20 protein-coding genes are annotated in these 15,615 nt (G+C 64.1%); 14 read left to right on the forward strand and 6 right to left on the reverse strand.

The genetic code is table 11. The features are described from left to right. Positions 1-65 precede the first annotated feature (65 nt). The 6 genes from BMG03_RS14440 (at position 66) to BMG03_RS14465 (ending at position 4,306) form a co-directional block, all read left to right on the forward strand. Positions 66-410: a YbaB/EbfC family nucleoid-associated protein gene (locus BMG03_RS14440; protein ID WP_075775691.1), complete on the forward strand. Its 345-nt coding sequence runs from the start codon at positions 66-68 to the stop codon at positions 408-410. Positions 411-414: 4 nt separating this feature from the next. Next, on the forward strand, positions 415-1,014 hold the full coding sequence (gene recR, locus BMG03_RS14445; RefSeq protein WP_075775692.1) for a recombination mediator RecR: 600 nt from the start codon (positions 415-417) through the stop codon (positions 1,012-1,014). Between the two features lie 226 nt (positions 1,015-1,240). Then, positions 1,241-1,906, forward strand: coding sequence for an FtsZ-binding protein FzlA (fzlA, locus tag BMG03_RS14450; protein ID WP_075775693.1), 666 nt, complete (start codon positions 1,241-1,243; stop codon positions 1,904-1,906). Positions 1,907-1,988: 82 nt separating this feature from the next. Next, positions 1,989-3,029, forward strand: a complete 1,041-nt coding sequence (gene queG, locus BMG03_RS14455; RefSeq protein ID WP_075775694.1) for a tRNA epoxyqueuosine(34) reductase QueG — start codon at positions 1,989-1,991, stop codon at positions 3,027-3,029. A gap of 46 nt (positions 3,030-3,075) precedes the next feature. Next, on the forward strand, positions 3,076-4,017 hold the full coding sequence (locus BMG03_RS14460; protein WP_075775751.1) for a DMT family transporter: 942 nt from the start codon (positions 3,076-3,078) through the stop codon (positions 4,015-4,017). 103 nt (positions 4,018-4,120) lie between these two features. Beyond that, positions 4,121-4,306, forward strand: a complete 186-nt coding sequence (locus BMG03_RS14465) for a hypothetical protein (RefSeq protein WP_075775695.1) — start codon at positions 4,121-4,123, stop codon at positions 4,304-4,306. 87 nt (positions 4,307-4,393) lie between these two features. On the opposite strand, the gene BMG03_RS14470 is transcribed toward BMG03_RS14465, so the two are convergent. Further along, a complete protein-coding gene (locus BMG03_RS14470) occupies positions 4,394-5,263 on the reverse strand; it encodes a branched-chain amino acid aminotransferase (RefSeq protein ID WP_075775696.1) in 870 nt (289 codons plus the stop codon). A gap of 152 nt (positions 5,264-5,415) precedes the next feature. On the opposite strand from BMG03_RS14470, the gene BMG03_RS14475 reads away from it, so the two are divergent. From BMG03_RS14475 to BMG03_RS14505, 7 genes are all read left to right on the forward strand, one after another. Further along, entirely contained in the window at positions 5,416-5,913 is a 498-nt protein-coding gene (locus BMG03_RS14475) for a MarR family winged helix-turn-helix transcriptional regulator (protein ID WP_075775697.1), read from the forward strand. Next, positions 5,913-6,626 carry a response regulator gene (locus BMG03_RS14480; RefSeq protein ID WP_075775698.1) on the forward strand — a complete coding sequence of 238 codons (714 nt, stop codon included), beginning with the start codon at positions 5,913-5,915 and terminating at the stop codon, positions 6,624-6,626. The genes BMG03_RS14475 and BMG03_RS14480 overlap by 1 nt, the downstream gene beginning before the upstream one ends. Positions 6,627-6,996: 370 nt before the next feature. Further along, a complete protein-coding gene (gene petA / locus BMG03_RS14485) occupies positions 6,997-7,557 on the forward strand; it encodes a ubiquinol-cytochrome c reductase iron-sulfur subunit (RefSeq protein ID WP_075775699.1) in 561 nt (186 codons plus the stop codon). 12 nt (positions 7,558-7,569) lie between these two features. Next, positions 7,570-8,886 (forward strand): cytochrome b, encoded by a 1,317-nt coding sequence (petB, locus tag BMG03_RS14490; protein WP_075775700.1) that lies wholly within the window; start codon positions 7,570-7,572, stop codon positions 8,884-8,886. A gap of 20 nt (positions 8,887-8,906) precedes the next feature. Continuing rightward, entirely contained in the window at positions 8,907-9,707 is an 801-nt protein-coding gene (locus BMG03_RS14495; RefSeq protein WP_075775701.1) for a cytochrome c1, read from the forward strand. 77 nt (positions 9,708-9,784) lie between these two features. Further along, complete coding sequence (locus tag BMG03_RS14500; protein ID WP_075775702.1) at positions 9,785-10,132, forward strand: antibiotic biosynthesis monooxygenase family protein; 348 nt, start codon at positions 9,785-9,787, stop codon at positions 10,130-10,132. A gap of 91 nt (positions 10,133-10,223) precedes the next feature. Beyond that, positions 10,224-11,006, forward strand: a complete 783-nt coding sequence (locus tag BMG03_RS14505; RefSeq protein WP_075775703.1) for an NYN domain-containing protein — start codon at positions 10,224-10,226, stop codon at positions 11,004-11,006. A 21-nt stretch (positions 11,007-11,027) separates the two neighbouring features. Here BMG03_RS14505 and BMG03_RS14510 read toward each other — a convergent pair whose 3' ends face one another. The 5 genes from BMG03_RS14510 to BMG03_RS14530 form a co-directional block, all read right to left on the reverse strand. After that, positions 11,028-11,648: a TetR/AcrR family transcriptional regulator gene (locus BMG03_RS14510; RefSeq protein ID WP_075775704.1), complete on the reverse strand. Its 621-nt coding sequence runs from the start codon at positions 11,646-11,648 to the stop codon at positions 11,028-11,030. Positions 11,649-11,878: 230 nt separating this feature from the next. Beyond that, a complete protein-coding gene (gene aroC, locus BMG03_RS14515; RefSeq protein ID WP_075775705.1) occupies positions 11,879-12,979 on the reverse strand; it encodes a chorismate synthase in 1,101 nt (366 codons plus the stop codon). A gap of 107 nt (positions 12,980-13,086) precedes the next feature. After that, on the reverse strand, positions 13,087-13,434 hold the full coding sequence (locus BMG03_RS14520) for a DUF2794 domain-containing protein (protein WP_075775706.1): 348 nt from the start codon (positions 13,432-13,434) through the stop codon (positions 13,087-13,089). Positions 13,435-13,720: 286 nt separating this feature from the next. Then, complete coding sequence (locus tag BMG03_RS14525) at positions 13,721-14,023, reverse strand: I78 family peptidase inhibitor (RefSeq protein WP_075775707.1); 303 nt, start codon at positions 14,021-14,023, stop codon at positions 13,721-13,723. Between the two features lie 5 nt (positions 14,024-14,028). Further along, complete coding sequence (locus tag BMG03_RS14530) at positions 14,029-14,394, reverse strand: I78 family peptidase inhibitor (RefSeq protein WP_075775708.1); 366 nt, start codon at positions 14,392-14,394, stop codon at positions 14,029-14,031. Positions 14,395-14,467: 73 nt separating this feature from the next. On the opposite strand from BMG03_RS14530, the gene BMG03_RS14535 reads away from it, so the two are divergent. After that, the gene (locus BMG03_RS14535; RefSeq protein ID WP_075775709.1) at positions 14,468-15,598 is read left to right on the forward strand and encodes an S-(hydroxymethyl)glutathione dehydrogenase/class III alcohol dehydrogenase; all 1,131 of its coding nucleotides are present in this window, start codon (positions 14,468-14,470) and stop codon (positions 15,596-15,598) included. The last annotated feature ends 17 nt before the right edge of the window (positions 15,599-15,615 follow it).

The following is a 15,615-nucleotide window of genomic DNA, read 5'->3' on the forward strand; positions in this document are numbered from 1 at the left end:
TGTCCCTTGTTCCTCCGCGCAGCGATGCGTATTTCTCACTCAAGCCAAACGTGACGGAGAAAGCGATGTTCAAGGGATTGGGCGCCATGGGCGACATGGCCAAGATGATGAAGGCCGCCAAGGAAATGCAGGAGAAGATGGGTCAGCTCCAGGAAGAGCTCAAATCCATCGTCGTCACCGGCGAGGCCGGGGCCGGTCTCGTACAGGCCCGCGCCACCGCGAAGGGCGAATTGACCGGGCTCTCCATTGATCCCTCGATCCTGCAGGCGTCCGAGAAGGAAGTCGTCGAAGACCTGATCCTCGCTGCGATCAAGGACACGCAGGAAAAGGCAAAGTTCCGCGAGCAGGAAGAGCAGAAACGCCTTCTGCGCGAATTGGGCCTGCCCGAGAACATGGACCTACCGGTCTGATCCTATGAGCGGCGCGCGCGACGATATAGAGGCGCTGATCGCCCTTATGGCGCGGCTGCCGGGGCTTGGCCCCCGCTCCGCCCGGCGTGCGGTGCTGCATCTGATCTCGAAACGCGCGCAGCTGATGGGCCCCTTGGCCGAGGCGATGGCCGGGGTCGCCCGCAGCGCGCGCGAATGCCAGCGCTGCGGCAATATCTCCACCGCGCCGATCTGCGACATCTGCGAAGACCCGAAACGCGCCACCGGCGAGATCTGCGTGATCGAGAATGTGGCCGATCTCTGGGCGATGGAGCGCGGCCACGCCTTCAAGGGCCGCTATCACGTCCTTGGCGGCACGCTCTCCGCGCTCGATGCGATCGGCCCGGAAGACCTTCGCATCCCCGACCTGCTCGAACGCGCCACAGAGGAAGGCATCACCGAGGTGATCCTCGCCCTCAACGCCACCGTCGAGGGTCAGACGACCGCCCATTACATCGCCGAGGCGCTCGAAGGGCGCGGCATCGCGGTCACCAGCCTCGCCCAGGGCGTGCCGATCGGGGGCGAGTTGGACTATCTCGACGACGGCACGATCCAAGCGGCGCTGCGCGCGCGTAAAAGTTTCTGACGGCCTCCCTACCCGCCCCGAAACCGAAGTCCAAACCGATATCCCGGCGCTGAGCGCTCCTTTCGGCTTGGGAAAAATATCCCCGCCGGAGGCATCCGCCCCACGCGGCCCGCGCGCCCTCCCGGCAAGGGAGCGCCCATCAGCGGGCTCGTCGCCATTGAACCCGCCCGCGCCCGCCGTTATCACTTCCCCCAAATCCCCAACGAGAATTGCGAGCGTCGCCCCGATGATCCGCCTCTACCATGTCGCCCTCTCCCCGTTCTGCCGCAAGGTCCGCCTCACGCTCGCCGAGAAGAAGCTGGAGGTGGAACTGGTCGAGGAACGATACTGGGAGCAGCAGGCCGATTTCCTCCGTCGCAACCCGGCGGGCAAGGTGCCGGTGCTGAAGATGGACGGCATGATGATGGCCGAGAGTCAGGCGATCTGCGAATATATCGACGAGACGCATGCTGACGCGCCACTGATGCCGCGCGATCCCGCCGCACGCTACGAGGTGCGCCGCCTGTGCTCGTGGTTCGACGACAAGTTCAACACCGAAGTCACGCAGCGGATCATGGGCGAGCGGGTCTGGAAGAAGGTCCGCAAGGAAGGATATCCGGATAGCAAGACGGTCAAGGCGGGCCTGTCCGCGATCAAGTATCACCTCGATTACATGGGCTGGCTGCTGGAGCAGCGGCGCTGGCTTGCTGGCGACGTGATGACGCTTGCGGATTTCTCTGCGGCCGCGCATCTGAGCTGCCTCGATTATATCTCCGACGTGGACTGGAACCGACAAGAGGCCGTGAAGGACTGGTATGCGAAGATCAAGTCGCGCCCGGCCTTCCGCTCGCTTCTCGCCGATCAGCTGCCCGGCATGCCGCCCGCTCCGCAATATGCGGAGTTGGATTTCTGAGGACTTCGCGCGCGCCGAGGGGGCTCTGCCCCCGCCGGCCTGCGGCGCGGCCCCCCCGGGATATTTGCACCAAGGCGAAGCCATGAATGCGGAGTTGAAAGCGCGGTTGATCGAGACGGCCCTTGCCGAGGGTTTCTCGAAGGCGCGCATCACCACGCCGGACGCGATCCCGCAGGCGGCCGAGCGGCTCGCCGCCTTTGTGGGTGCGGGCAGGCATGGCCAGATGGGCTGGATGGAAGAGCGGATGGGCTGGCGCGGCGATCCGGCGGCGCTGTGGTCCGAGGCGCGCTCGGTCGTGATGCTGGCCGAGACCTACACGCCCGATTACGACCCGCTGGACCTGCTGGAGGCGCGCGATCGCGGGGTGATCTCTGCCTATGCGCAGGGCAAGGATTACCATGATCTGGTGAAGAAGAGGCTCAAGCGCGTCGGGCGCTGGTTGCTCGACCAGGCACCAGAGGGCGCGGAGATCAAGGTCTTCGTCGACACCGCCCCGGTGATGGAAAAGCCCTTGGGCGAGGCGTCGGGTCTCGGCTGGCAGGGCAAGCACACCAATCTTCTCGCGCGCGATCTGGGCAGCTGGTTCTTCCTCGGCGCGATCTTCACCACGGTGGAGCTGCCGCCCGACGTGCCGGAGATCAGCCATTGCGGGTCCTGCACGGCCTGTCTCGACATCTGCCCGACCGAGGCTTTTCCCGCGCCCTACCAGCTCGACGCACGGCGCTGCATCTCCTATCTGACGATCGAGCATAAGGGCCCGATCGACGAAGAGCTGCGCGCCAAGATGGGCAATCGCATCTATGGCTGCGACGATTGTCTGGCCGTCTGCCCATGGAACAAGTTCGCCGCAGAGGCGCGGGAGGCGCGCTATCACGGCGGCGTCGGCGCGCCGCCCCTGGCAGAACTGGCCGCACTCGACGATGCCGGGTTCCGGGCGCGGTTCTCGGGCTCGCCGATCAAGCGGATCGGGCGCGACCGTTTCCTGCGCAACGTGCTTTACGCGATCGGAAATTCCGGCGATCCGGCGCTGGCCGAGGCCGCGCGCCCGCACCTGAGCGATCCCGATCCGGTGGTGGCCGAGGCCGCGCGATGGGCTCTTGATCGACTCGAGCGCGTCGCATGACGAAACCGATTGCCCCGGTCCCGTCGCGGCCTATCTCATCGCGGTCATGATGCCCGTCACCACCCAGACCCCTCGCCCGCTCCTTGGAATCGCGCTGAAGCTCGGCACGGTTACGGGTTTCGTCATCATGCAGGCACTGATCAAATCGGTCTCCGACCGGGTGCCACCGGGCGAGGCAGTGTTCTTCCGCTCTTTCTTCGGCATTGTGCCGATCCTGCTCTGGCTGCTGTGGCGCGGTGAGTTGCAGGGCGGATTGCGGGTGGAGAAACCGATCAACCACGTCATGCGCGGCGTCGTGGGAACCACCGCGATGGCGCTGAGCTTCGCAGCGCTCGCCTTCCTGCCGCTACCCGAGGCGACCGCTCTGGGCTATGCGGCACCACTGCTGACGGTCGTCTTCGCGGCGCTCTTGCTGGGCGAGACGGTGCGGATCTTCCGCTTCTCGGCGGTCGGGCTGGGGATGGTAGGTGTTCTGATCGTGCTGTGGCCCCGGCTGGGCGGCAGCGGACCCGAAGGCGGGGCGGAAGCGCTTGGCGCGGGGCTGGCGCTTGCGGGGGCCACATGCGCGGCGCTGGCGCAGATCCAGATCCGCCGCATGGTCGGCTCCGAGCGCACCTCCGCGATCGTGTTCTGGTTCTCCTGCACCGCCTCGGTGCTCTCACTGGCCTCGCTGCCCTTCGGCTGGGTGATGCCGACAGCGTGGGAAGCGACACTTCTGATCCTCGCGGGGCTGATCGGCGGCACCGGGCAGATCATGCTGACCTCGGCCTATCGCTTCGCCGATGCCTCGCTGGTGGCACCTTTCGATTATGCCTCGATGCTGCTGGCGCTGGTGATCGGCTATACGGTCTTCTCGGAAGTGCCGAGCCATGCCACCTTGGCGGGGGCTGCGCTGATCATCGTCGCTGGCATCGCGATCATTCTGCGCGAGCACTGGCTTGGGCTGGAGCGCAAGCGCGCGCGCAAAGCCGCGACGCCGCAGGGCTGAGCGCCGATCCGCCCGCGACAAAAAATCTCCTGTCATTGAAACACGACTCGGTCGAACCGTGTTATACTTAAAGGATCAGAGGCGATGACGAGAGGAGGAAGACATGTCCCGTCACATCATCGACCGCGCCGAACTCAAGGCCGAAGGGCCGCGCGTGAAGCGGTTTCTCGAACTGCAGCGGCGCGAAGGTATCCACCCGGCAATTAAGGAGCTCAGCAAGCGTGGGCGGCCGGATAACGGCGCGCGCATGAAACAGTTCCTGCGTATCGAACGGAACGAAGTCACCTGACCGTCCTGTCAGCGCTCGAGAGCATCGAAAACGCGAAAGGGCGTGCCGTCAAGCACGCCCTTCTGTTTTCTCAAAGCGTTACGTGGATCAGGTGCGCACGAGCTTTTCGTAGGTTTCTGCGATGTCGCGGGTCAGCGCGCCGACCTCGAAGTTGAACTCACGGATCTGGCTGACCGGGGTCACCTCGGCGGCGGTTCCGGTGAGCCAGCACTGCTCGAACTCGGCCAGTTCAGTCGGCTCGATCAGGCGCTCGTGCACCTTGATACCCTTCTCTTCCAGCAGCCCGATCACCGTACGCCGCGTGATCCCGTTGAGGAAGACGTCAGCCTTGGGCGTGTGCACTTCGCCGTCCTTCACGAAGAAGATGTTCGCGCCGGTCGCCTCGGCGACGTAGCCACGCCAATCCATGAACAGCGCATCCGAGAAGCCGCGATCTTCGGCGGCGTGCTTCGACATGGTGCAGATCATGTAGAGACCGGCGGCCTTGGCCTCGGCCGGGATCGTGCGCGGATCGGGGCGACGCCATTTCGCGATGTCGAGCTTGGCGCCCTTCATCTTCGCGTCCCCGTAATAGTTGCCCCATTCCCAGCCGGCGATCGCCAGACGCACGGGGTTCTTGCGCGCCGAGACGCCCATATCCTCGCCCGCGCCACGCCATGCGACCGCGCGCACATAGGCGTCGGTCCAGCCATTGGCCTTCAGCATGTCGTATTTCGCCTTCTCGATCTCTTCGACCGAATAGGGGATTTCCATATCGAGCAGCTGCGCCGACTTCCGCAGGCGGGCGGAATGCTCTTCGCCTTTGAAAATCTTGCCGTTGTAGCAACGTTCGCCTTCAAAGACGGAGGACGCGTAATGCAGCGCGTGGGTCAGGATGTGGACATTGGCGTCGCGCCAATCCACAAGCTGTCCATCCATCCAGATCTTGCCGTCACGATCCTCATACGAGCCCGACATCTTACTCTCCTTGCAGCCACGCCAATTTACGATTATTGCGCAACCTACGTCCGAAGTGGACATTTTCTTGCGCGAAAACTGCTTTGCGGTAACAGTTGAGTCTTGGAAAGTCAACAAGGCTGACATAAAGTCACGCAAAAGAGAGGGACGATATGGCAGATAGCGGCAGCCCCGGGGGCGAGACACTTCTTTTCCTGACGGACGAGCAATTGCGCAAGGGCATCGAAGCGATGTTCTTCGCCTATCGCGCCTTTACCGCCGACCCTGACCGACTGCTCGAAGAATACGGCTACGGACGCGCGCATCACCGCGCGCTGCATTTCATCAACCGCCAGCCGGGGCTGACGGTGACGACGCTGCTCGCAGTTCTGGGCGTAACCAAGCAATCACTCAACCGGGTGCTGCGCACGCTGATCGAGGACGGGCTGGTGGAAAGCCGCGTCGGTACCCGCGACAAGCGCGAGCGGCGATTGCATCTGACGGCCGAGGGCGAGACGCTGGAACGCGCACTGTCCGAGGCGCAGCGGGGGCGAATGCGCTCTGCCTATCGCGCCGCGGGGCCGCAGGCGGTGGCGGGTTTCCGGCAGGTGCTCGAGGCGATGATGGGCCCCGATCTGCACAAGCTCTATCAAATGATGAAAGACGACTGATGCCCTACTCGGCCGAACCTCATCTGCTTATCGTCGACGATGACGAACGCATCCGGACGCTGCTGAAAAGCTTTTTGCAGCGACACGGCTTTCTCGTCACTGCGGCGCGCGACGCGGGCCATGCGCGCTCGTTGCTGGCGGGGCTGGAGTTCAATCTGATCGTGATGGATGTGATGATGCCGGGCGATGACGGGCTCAGCCTGACCCGTGACCTGCGCGGCAGATCGGTAAGCACGCCGATCCTGCTGCTGACCGCACGGGGCGAGACGCGCGAGCGGATCGAGGGGCTCGAAGCCGGCGCCGACGACTATCTCGCAAAGCCGTTCGAGCCGAAGGAACTGCTGCTGCGGATCAACGCGATCCTGCGCCGGGTTCCGCAGGAAACCGAGAGCGGCCCGAAATACCTCTCGCTGGGGCCGCTGAAATACGATCAGGACCGGGGCGAGCTGTGGGATGGCGACACGCCGGTGAAGCTGACCGCGACAGAGGTGCAGTTGATGCGCATCTTCGCGACTCATGCGGGCGACGTGGTCAGCCGCACGGAATTGATCGAGGAACTGGGCCGCGAGCGGGGCAATGGCGAAGAAGGCGGCGGCGACCGGGCGGTCGACGTGCAGATCACACGCCTGCGCCGCAAGATAGAGCGCGACCCGCGCGAACCCCGCTACCTGCAGACGGTGCGCGGTCTGGGCTACATGCTCGCGCCCGACTGAGCGGAGGCGAACACTACATCTTGATTGCGCCTCGCAGTGGCATGGCAGGCGGCGGTTCTGGTCAGTTCACGCTAAAGCATGTGAAACTTTTCCATGTTCAAAACGCCACGAATCGCTTTTCCTCAATCGGGAGCGGCATTTGTGCATTGAACTTGCCGGGCGGCCCCTTCCCCGGCACGCACGGCCATTGACCCGGGGTGATCTGTTGCAAGAGCGACATTTAACTGCCCCTCAGCACAAATTCAGTTGATTGTGTTCTGGACTGACAAATTCGTGATTGGTATGAGAGCGGCCATGTTTGGCGGCACCGCGCGACGTGCCCCGGCACGTCACTATCGGCCCCCTCGCGGGCCCGGGAAGGAGAGACAACGTGTCCCACGCAGATAATAACGCAGGCACCCGGAGGGATTTCCTCTACTACGCCACCGCCGGCACCGGCGCGGTGGTGACCGGCGCGGCCGTCTGGCCGCTGGTGAACCAGATGAATGCATCGGCCGACGTCAAGGCGCTCTCGTCGATCTTCGTCGACGTTTCCGGCGTCGAGCTCGGCACGCAGCTCACGGTGAAATGGCGCGGCAAGCCAGTCTTCATCCGCCGCCGCACCGAAGAGGAAATTCAATACGCCCGGGAGGTTCCGCTGTCCGAACTGGTCGACACCTCGGCCGAGAACGCGAACAAGCCGGGCGCCGAGGCGACCGACCAGAACCGCACCCTCGACGAGGCAGGCGAATGGCTGGTGATGATCGGCGTGTGCACCCACCTGGGCTGCGTGCCGATCGGCAACGAGTCGGGCGATTACCACGGCTGGTTCTGCCCCTGCCACGGGTCGCATTACGACTCCGCCGGCCGGATCCGCAAAGGTCCTGCCCCGCGCAACCTGAACATCCCGGTGGCCCAGTTCACCGATGACACCACGATCAAACTGGGCTGAGGAGGCAGTTAGATGTCGGGCATTCCCCACGACCATTACGAGCCCAAGACGGGCTTCGAAAAGTGGACGCACAAGCGTCTTCCCATCATCGGGCTGATCTACGACACGATCATGATCCCCACCCCCAAGAACCTTAACTGGTGGTGGATCTGGGGCATCGTGCTGGCGTTCTGCCTCGTGCTGCAGATCGTCACCGGCATCGTTCTGGTGATGCATTACACCCCGCATGTCGACCTGGCCTTCGCCTCGGTCGAGCACATCATGCGCGACGTGAATGGCGGCTACATGCTGCGCTACATCCACGCGAACGGCGCCTCGCTGTTCTTCCTCGCCGTCTATATCCACATTTTCCGCGGCCTTTATTACGGCTCCTACAAGGCGCCCCGCGAGATCACCTGGATCATCGGCATGATCATCTATCTGTGCATGATGGGCACGGCGTTCATGGGTTACGTTCTGCCCTGGGGCCAGATGTCCTTCTGGGGCGCGACGGTGATCACCGGCCTGTTCGGCGCGATCCCGGGCATCGGCGAGTCGATCCAGGCATGGCTGCTCGGCGGCCCGGCGGTGGACAACGCGACGCTGAACCGCTTCTTCTCGCTGCACTACCTGCTGCCCTTCGTGATCGCAGCCCTGGTGATCGTGCATATCTGGGCCTTCCACACCACGGGCAACAACAACCCGACGGGCGTTCCGGTCCGCACCGGCTCGAAAGCGGAAGCGGAGAAGGACACCCTGCCCTTCTGGCCCTATTTCGTGATCAAGGACCTGTTCGCGCTCGCCGTGATCCTGCTGGTCTTCTCGGCTGTCGTGGGCTTCATGCCGAACTACCTCGGCCACCCCGACAACTACATCGAGGCGAACCCGCTGGCGACGCCCGCACACATCGTGCCCGAATGGTACTTCCTGCCGTTCTACGCGATCCTGCGCGCCTTCACCTCGGACGTCTGGGCCGTGATGTTCGTCAACTGGATCACCTTCGGTATCGTCGACGCCAAGTTCTTCGGCGTGCTCGCGATGTTCGGCGCGATCCTCGTGATGGCGCTGGCCCCGTGGCTCGACACCTCGAAGGTGCGTTCGGGCTCGTACCGCCCGATGTTCAAATGGTGGTTCTGGCTGCTGGCGATCGACTTCATGGTGCTGATGTGGGTGGGCGCGATGCCGACCGACGGGATTTATCCCTACATCTCGCTGATCGGCGCGACCTACTGGTTCGTCTATTTCCTCGTGATCCTGCCGCTCCTGGGCCTGATCGAGAAGCCGCAAGCGATGCCGGCGACGATCGAGGAAGACTTCAACCACCACTACAATATCAAACCGGCTGAATGAGTAAGGAAGAGGGACACAAAATGAAACATCTTCTGATCTCTGCCCTCTCGGCGCTGGTGATCGGGGCGAGCACCCTGGTGAACCCGGCGGTGGCGGCCGAAGGCGGCCACATCGAGGATATCAGCTTCTCCTTCGAGGGCCCCTTCGGGACCTTCGACCAGCAGCAGCTGCGTCGCGGCTTCCAGGTCTACCGGGAGGTCTGCTCGGCCTGCCACGGGCTGCGCTACGTCGCGTTCCGCACGCTTGCGGATCAGGGCGGCCCGATGATGGACCCGGCTTGGGTGCGTGCCTACGCGGCCGAGTTCACCGTGATGGACAAGGAAACCGGCGAAGAGCGCCCCGGCAAGGAGACGGACCACTTCCCGTTCATCTCCGGCATGGGCATGGGTCCGGACCTGTCGCTGATGGCGAAAGCGCGCGCGGGCTTCCACGGCCCCTACGGCCTCGGCATCAACCAGTTCTTCCGCGGCATCGGTGGCCCCGAATACATCCACGCGGTGCTCACCGGCTTCACCGGCGAGGAAAAGGAAGAAGCGGGCTCGATCTTCTACGAGAACCACGCCTTCCCGGGTGGCTGGATCGCGATGCCCCCTCCGCTCTCGGAAGACCTCATCGAGTATGAGGACGGCACGCCCGCAACCGTCGACCAGATGGCCCGGGACGTCTCCGCATTCCTGATGTGGACGGCTGAACCGAAGCTGGAATCGCGCAAGCGCTGGGGCTTCGTGGCGGTGATGATGCTGATCGTGCTGAGCACGCTGCTTTACCTGACCAACAAGAAGCTCTGGGCGCCCCACAAGGGTAAGCAGTTCGATCTGTAAGCCTGGGCCCGACCTGCTAGACTGATGAACGCCCCCTCGCCCGCGAGGGGGCGTTTTCCATTTCCCGGAGCTGCCCGATGTCTATCCCGCCGCCAGGCTTTGCGCCGCTGCCCGACCCGCCCTATTACGCGGTGATCTTCGCCTCTCTCCGCGGTGCACCCGACGACGGATATGGCGCGATGGCCGCGGAGATGGCCGCGCTTGCCGCTCGGCAGCCCGGCTATCTCGGGGTGGAGAGCGCACGCGACGGGACAGGCTTCGGCCTCACCGTCAGCTACTGGGCCGACGAGACCGCTCTGATTGCGTGGAAGGCGGTGGCGAAGCACCAGCTCGCCCAACGCCTCGGCAAGGATCGCTGGTATCTCCACTACGCGCTGCGCGTCGCCAAGGTCGAACGCCAGTATGAAGGTCCGGAGGGGCGCTGAACCGCGCCTGCCGCTGACGCGGCGCAATGTGGTTGCGCTCTTGGATGTCGGGGGCAAGCGGGCTATCTGGAAGGGGACACGAGGAGTAACAATGCCCGACATTTCCGACCTGCCGCATATCAGCCCCGCCTCCCGCGCCCCGCGTCTGTGCGTGCTGATCGACGCCGATAACGTGCCCGCCGGATATGCCGAAGCGATCTTCGAAGAGATCGCCTCGCTCGGCGAAGCCTCGGTGCGCCGGATCTACGGCGACTGGTCGGCGCAGCGCCTCGCGGGCTGGGCCAAGCGCGTCGCCGAACTCGGCCTCGTCGCGGATCAGCAATTTGCCAATACCAAGGGGAAGAACGCCTCCGATATCGGCCTCGTCATCGCGGCGATGGATTTCCTGCATTCCGACCTGTTCGATGGTTTCGTGCTGGTCTCCTCGGACAGCGACTTCACCCGCCTCGCCGCTCGCATCCGCGAACAGGGGCTCGATGTCTACGGCATCGGCGAGCAGAAGACCCCCGAAGCCTTCCGCAAGGCCTGTAAACGCTTCATCTATGTCGAGAACCTCGGCAATGGCGAGAGCACCGCGGAGACCGCGACTAAGCCCGCCTCGGACAAGACCAGCGCCGCCGCCCCGAAATCCTCGAGTGGCAAGCAGGAGCCGAAGGCCGCGATCCCGATCATCGTCAACGCGATGAAGGCGATCGGTCTGGAAGAGGAATGGTATTCGCTGGGCCAGCTCGGTCAGTTCATCACGCAGGCAAACCCGGATTTCGACACCCGCACCTATGGCAGCGCGAAACTTTCCGACCTGCTGATCAAGACGGGCCGTTTCCAGCTGCAGCGCGGCGAAGGCAATCAGTGGATGGTGCGCGATCTGGCCTGATCGGGCCAGATCGGGCCGCGCTCAGGTGGGGACGCCGTAGCGCGCAAGGAACATCGCGACCGCGCCGCGGATCACGCGCTCTTTCTCTTCACGGCTGAAGCTGTCGCAAATCCCGAACAGCAGCTTCGGATGCAGTTCCGACTTGCACAGCTCGATGAACAGATAAGCGGCGAGGTCAATATCGTCGATCACCAGCTCGCCCCGCTCCACCGCGCAGCGCAGGTAATCCATCAGCAATTCGTGCACCAGCGCCGGCCCCGCCGCGTAGAAGGCGCGGCCAAGCTCGGGGAACCGCTCGGATTCGGAAACGCAGAGCCGGTAGAGCCCTTCGTTCATCTTGCAGCTCATCGACTCGACGATCTGCGACGCGGCAAGCGAAAGCACCACTTCGGGGGCTGCGCCGAAATCGATCGTGGCGACGGCGCTGTCCGTCTGCTCTTTCAGTTGCGAGCGCACGACTTCGACGAACATCAGCCGTTTGTCCGGGAAATAACTGTAGAGCGTGGCTTTCGACACACCCGCTTCCTTGGCGATATCGTCGACCGAGGCCCCATCGAACCCGTCGCGCAGAAAGATCGTGCGCGCGCCTTCGAGCACCTGGTCGAATTTGCGTCCGCGATTGATCTGATCTGCCTGCGACATCTGTCCTCCGGTTCCGGGAAACGACCCCCGGGGTCCGCAGAATAAACCGCGCGGTTTATATCCCGCAAGGTCGCACAACGTCACGTCATGGCGGCACGCGCGCGGCAATCCGCTAAAGCTCCCGCCCTGTTTCGGCTTGGCACCAAATATCCCGGGGGGCTCCGCAGGAGCGGGGGCAGAGCCCCTCTTTCCTCGGTCATCTCGCCTTCCGTCGACGGGGGCGGCGCCCCTCAGCCGATCGTGCCGCGAATACCGCCGGTCTGCGCCCGGTCCATCAGGAACTGGTCAAGGATCACGCAAGCCATCATCGCCTCGGCCACCGGTACCGCGCGGATGCCGACGCAGGGATCGTGGCGGCCCTTGGTGATCACCTCCACCTCTTCGCCCGCGACATTGACCGAGCGGCGCGGCGTCAGGATCGACGAGGTCGGCTTGACCGCGAAGCGCACCGTGATCGGCTGGCCGGTGGTGATCCCGCCCAAGATACCGCCCGCGCGGTTCGAAAGATATTCGACACCATCGGCGCCCATCACCATCTCGTCGGCATTCTCCACGCCAGTCAGCGCCGCCGCGGCCATGCCCTCGCCGATCTCGACGCCCTTGACCGCGTTGATCGACATCATCGCGGCGGCCAGCTCGGTATCCATCTTGGCGTAGATCGGCGCGCCCAGCCCCGCAGGGCAGCCCTCGGCCACCACCTCGATCGCAGCGCCAACCGAATTCTGGCCCTTGCGGATCGCCGCGAGGTAATCGGCCCATTCATCCACTGCTTCGGCGTCGGGCAGGAAGAACGGGTTCTGCAGGATCGCGTTGCGGTCGAACTTCGCGCGATCGAGATGTTTCGCGCCCATCTGCACCATGTAGCCGTAGATCTGCAGATCGGGGACCAACTGGCGAAGCGCGGCCTGCGCCACACCGCCAGCCGCCACCCGCGCCGCCGTCTCGCGCGCGCTCGAGCGCCCGCCGCCGCGATAGTCGCGGATACCGTATTTCTGGTGATAGGTGATATCGGCATGGCCGGGGCGGAACTGCCGCGCGATCTCGCCGTAATCCTTCGAGCGCTGATCGGTATTCTCGATCATCAGCTGGATCGTCGTGCCGGTCGTCTTGCCCTCGAACACGCCCGAGAGGATACGCACCGCGTCAGGCTCCTTGCGCTGGGTCGTCTCCTTCGACTGGCCCGGACGGCGACGGTCGAGGAATTGCTGGATGAACGCCTCGTCGATCTCGATGCCGGGCGGGCAGCCATCCACCGTCGCGCCAAGCGCAGGCCCGTGGCTTTCGCCCCAGGTGGTGACGCGGAACTGATGACCGAAAGTGTTGAACGACATGGGACGCGCGCCTCGCAGGTTTCCTTCGGCGCTGGCTTAGCAAGTCGGGGGCTGCGAGGCAACGTGCATGGCAGTGGGGCGACACTCTCTCAAGGCGCTTAGCGCCCCTACTCCACCGCGCGGATCAGCTTGCGCTCGAGCACGCGCAGCACCTGGCGCAGATCATGGCCGCGCCGCAGCACCTGCCCCTGCTGACCGATCACCGCATATTGCCCCTGTTTCGCACGCAGCGCGGGCCGCTTCTCGATCCGGTAGATCGGCACTTCGGCGGCGCGGCGAAAGATCGAGAACACCGCGACATCGCGCAAGAAGCTCATCCCGTAATCGCGCCACTCCCCGGCCGCGACGGCGCGCCCGTAAAGTGACAGGATCACGCCAAGCTCGGAGCGGTCGAAAGCGATCTGCTCCGGTGCGCCGGAAGGGTTCGGATAGGGGGAAGGCGTTTGAACCGTCATTTATAAAGGGTACATCGCGCGCGGCGCAAATCAAGCCCACCCGCGCTAAGGTTGAACGCGCCTTCGCCGCGCCGGATTATGACCTAGAAAAAGCCTGATTTCCTGCGCCTTCCTGCCGGGTTTCATCGACATCCTGTAGTCAGCGGAAAACGCTAAAGCCCGACGGTGCGGTTAACAGCCCCCACCCAGTACGTATCGTCGGGCGCTTTTCCCTCCTGCAGAAGAAGCCCCGCGTCCTGGTCAGACACGGGGCTCTTTCATGTGCAGAGCATCAGCGGCCCCCTGCCTAGTAGCAGCGCACCGCCTCGATCGTGCCGTTCTCGTCGATCTCGAAATTCACCCGGCCGGGGGCGTAATCCATCGTCACCGCGTCGCCCGGATGAATGATGCGATGCGGCCGCGCGATATCGAGCGCCGCCAGCACGGTTTCAGGCCGCCCTTGGAGCGCCGCGAGCCCGGGCGGCGGACAGGTTCCCGCGCCGGGCGGGCCCGACCGAGGCGGCGAAACGCGGGGTTGGCAGGCCGCCAACCCGAACGCTGCGACCCCTAACGTGACAATGAGCCCGATCCGCGCCCTGCCGCGCTCCATCAGGCTCACCCGCAATCGATGTTGTAGACGTTCCCGCGCGAGTCGAGACGAAACACGACGCGCTGCGGGTTGTAGACCTGATCCTCGACGCCGCGCCATTCGACGATGCGATAGGGTTTGGTAATCCCGAGCGTCCGGATCTGCGCCGCCGGCTGACCCAGAACCGAGGTATATTTCACCGCCCCGCAAGTGTCGGGCTCACGCTCCTGCAAACCGCCCTTCGTGACGCTCACCGGGGTGACATAGGGCGCGGGCGCATAGGGCTGGGGCGCGGGGTATGCCCCACCGGTGGGTGTCTCGCTCATCGGACCGGCGGGGTCGCAGGCCGCAAGCGCCAGCATCGACCCCATGACGAAAAATCGTTTCAACATGTCGCACCCTTCATTGCATTGGCCGCGCCGATAACGCAGGCTCTCTCCGAATTTATACAAGGAGTATGCGCTTATGAGAACCCGTGCCGCAGTCGCGCTCGAAGCGGGAAAACCGCTCGAAATCATGGAAGTGGAACTGGACGGCCCGAAAGCAGGCGAAGTGCTCGTCGAAATCAAGGCGACCGGTATCTGCCACACGGACGAATTCACCCGCTCTGGCGCCGATCCCGAAGGCATCTTCCCGACCATCCTCGGCCATGAGGGCGCGGGCGTCGTGCTCGAAGTCGGCGAAGGTGTCACCACGCTGAAGCCGGGCGACCACGTGATCCCGCTCTACACGCCGGAATGTCGCGAATGCCCGTCCTGCCTGTCGGGCAAGACGAACCTCTGCACCGCGATCCGCAACACGCAAGGTCAGGGCCTGATGCCGGACGGCACGACGCGCTTCAAGATGCTCGATGGCACGCCGATCTATCACTACATGGGCTGCTCGACCTTCGCGAACCACACCGTGATGCCCGAGATCGCGCTCGCCAAGGTCCGCGACGACGCGCCGTTCGACAAGATTTGCTATATCGGCTGCGGCGTCACCACCGGCATCGGCGCGGTAATCAACACTGCAGGCGTCGAGATCGGCTCGACCGCCGCCGTCTTCGGCCTCGGCGGGATCGGTCTGAACGTGATCCAGGGCCTGCGCATGGCGGGTGCCGATATGATCATCGGCGTCGATCTGAACGACGCGAAAGAGGACATGGCGCGCAAGTTCGGCATGACCCATTTCGTGAATCCCTCCAAGCTCGACCACTCGGTCACGCAGGAAATCATCAACCTGACCAAGACCGAGCGCGACCAGATCGGCGGGGTGGATTACTCCTTCGACGCAACCGGCAACGTGAAGGTCATGCGCGACGCACTCGAGTGCTCGCATCGCGGCTGGGGCGTCTCGGTCATCATCGGCGTCGCACCCGCGGGCGCGGAAATCTCCACCCGCCCGTTCCAGCTCGTCACGGGCCGGACATGGAAAGGCACCGCTTTCGGCGGCGCCAAGGGCCGCACCGATGTGCCGAAATTCGTCGAATGGTACATGAACGACAAGATCGAGATCGACTCGATGATCACCCACACTATGCCGCTCGAAGACATCAACAAGGCCTTCGATCTGATGCATGCGGGCGAGTCGATCCGCTCGGTCGTGATCTACTGACCCCAAGGCCGGGGGCG

The organism is Thioclava nitratireducens (assembly GCF_001940525.2).
In the GTDB taxonomy this organism is placed as follows: domain Bacteria; phylum Pseudomonadota; class Alphaproteobacteria; order Rhodobacterales; family Rhodobacteraceae; genus Thioclava; species Thioclava nitratireducens.

Excerpts from the sequence above, each read along its gene's own strand:
- BMG03_RS14440 (WP_075775691.1), top strand. The coding sequence starts at position 66 with ATGTTCAAGGGATTGGGCGCCATGGGCGACATGGCCAAGATGATGAAG.
- recR (WP_075775692.1), top strand. The coding sequence starts at position 415 with ATGAGCGGCGCGCGCGACGATATAGAGGCGCTGATCGCCCTTATGGCG.
- fzlA (WP_075775693.1), top strand. The coding sequence starts at position 1,241 with ATGATCCGCCTCTACCATGTCGCCCTCTCCCCGTTCTGCCGCAAGGTC.
- queG (WP_075775694.1), top strand. The coding sequence starts at position 1,989 with ATGAATGCGGAGTTGAAAGCGCGGTTGATCGAGACGGCCCTTGCCGAG.
- BMG03_RS14460 (WP_075775751.1), top strand. The coding sequence starts at position 3,076 with ATGATGCCCGTCACCACCCAGACCCCTCGCCCGCTCCTTGGAATCGCG.
- BMG03_RS14465 (WP_075775695.1), top strand. The coding sequence starts at position 4,121 with ATGTCCCGTCACATCATCGACCGCGCCGAACTCAAGGCCGAAGGGCCG.
- BMG03_RS14470 (WP_075775696.1), bottom strand. The coding sequence starts at position 5,263 with ATGTCGGGCTCGTATGAGGATCGTGACGGCAAGATCTGGATGGATGGA.
- BMG03_RS14475 (WP_075775697.1), top strand. The coding sequence starts at position 5,416 with ATGGCAGATAGCGGCAGCCCCGGGGGCGAGACACTTCTTTTCCTGACG.
- BMG03_RS14480 (WP_075775698.1), top strand. The coding sequence starts at position 5,913 with ATGCCCTACTCGGCCGAACCTCATCTGCTTATCGTCGACGATGACGAA.
- petB (WP_075775700.1), top strand. The coding sequence starts at position 7,570 with ATGTCGGGCATTCCCCACGACCATTACGAGCCCAAGACGGGCTTCGAA.
- BMG03_RS14495 (WP_075775701.1), top strand. The coding sequence starts at position 8,907 with ATGAAACATCTTCTGATCTCTGCCCTCTCGGCGCTGGTGATCGGGGCG.
- BMG03_RS14500 (WP_075775702.1), top strand. The coding sequence starts at position 9,785 with ATGTCTATCCCGCCGCCAGGCTTTGCGCCGCTGCCCGACCCGCCCTAT.
- BMG03_RS14505 (WP_075775703.1), top strand. The coding sequence starts at position 10,224 with ATGCCCGACATTTCCGACCTGCCGCATATCAGCCCCGCCTCCCGCGCC.
- BMG03_RS14510 (WP_075775704.1), bottom strand. The coding sequence starts at position 11,648 with ATGTCGCAGGCAGATCAGATCAATCGCGGACGCAAATTCGACCAGGTG.
- aroC (WP_075775705.1), bottom strand. The coding sequence starts at position 12,979 with ATGTCGTTCAACACTTTCGGTCATCAGTTCCGCGTCACCACCTGGGGC.
- BMG03_RS14520 (WP_075775706.1), bottom strand. The coding sequence starts at position 13,434 with ATGACGGTTCAAACGCCTTCCCCCTATCCGAACCCTTCCGGCGCACCG.
- BMG03_RS14525 (WP_075775707.1), bottom strand. The coding sequence starts at position 14,023 with ATGGAGCGCGGCAGGGCGCGGATCGGGCTCATTGTCACGTTAGGGGTC.
- BMG03_RS14530 (WP_075775708.1), bottom strand. The coding sequence starts at position 14,394 with ATGTTGAAACGATTTTTCGTCATGGGGTCGATGCTGGCGCTTGCGGCC.
- BMG03_RS14535 (WP_075775709.1), top strand. The coding sequence starts at position 14,468 with ATGAGAACCCGTGCCGCAGTCGCGCTCGAAGCGGGAAAACCGCTCGAA.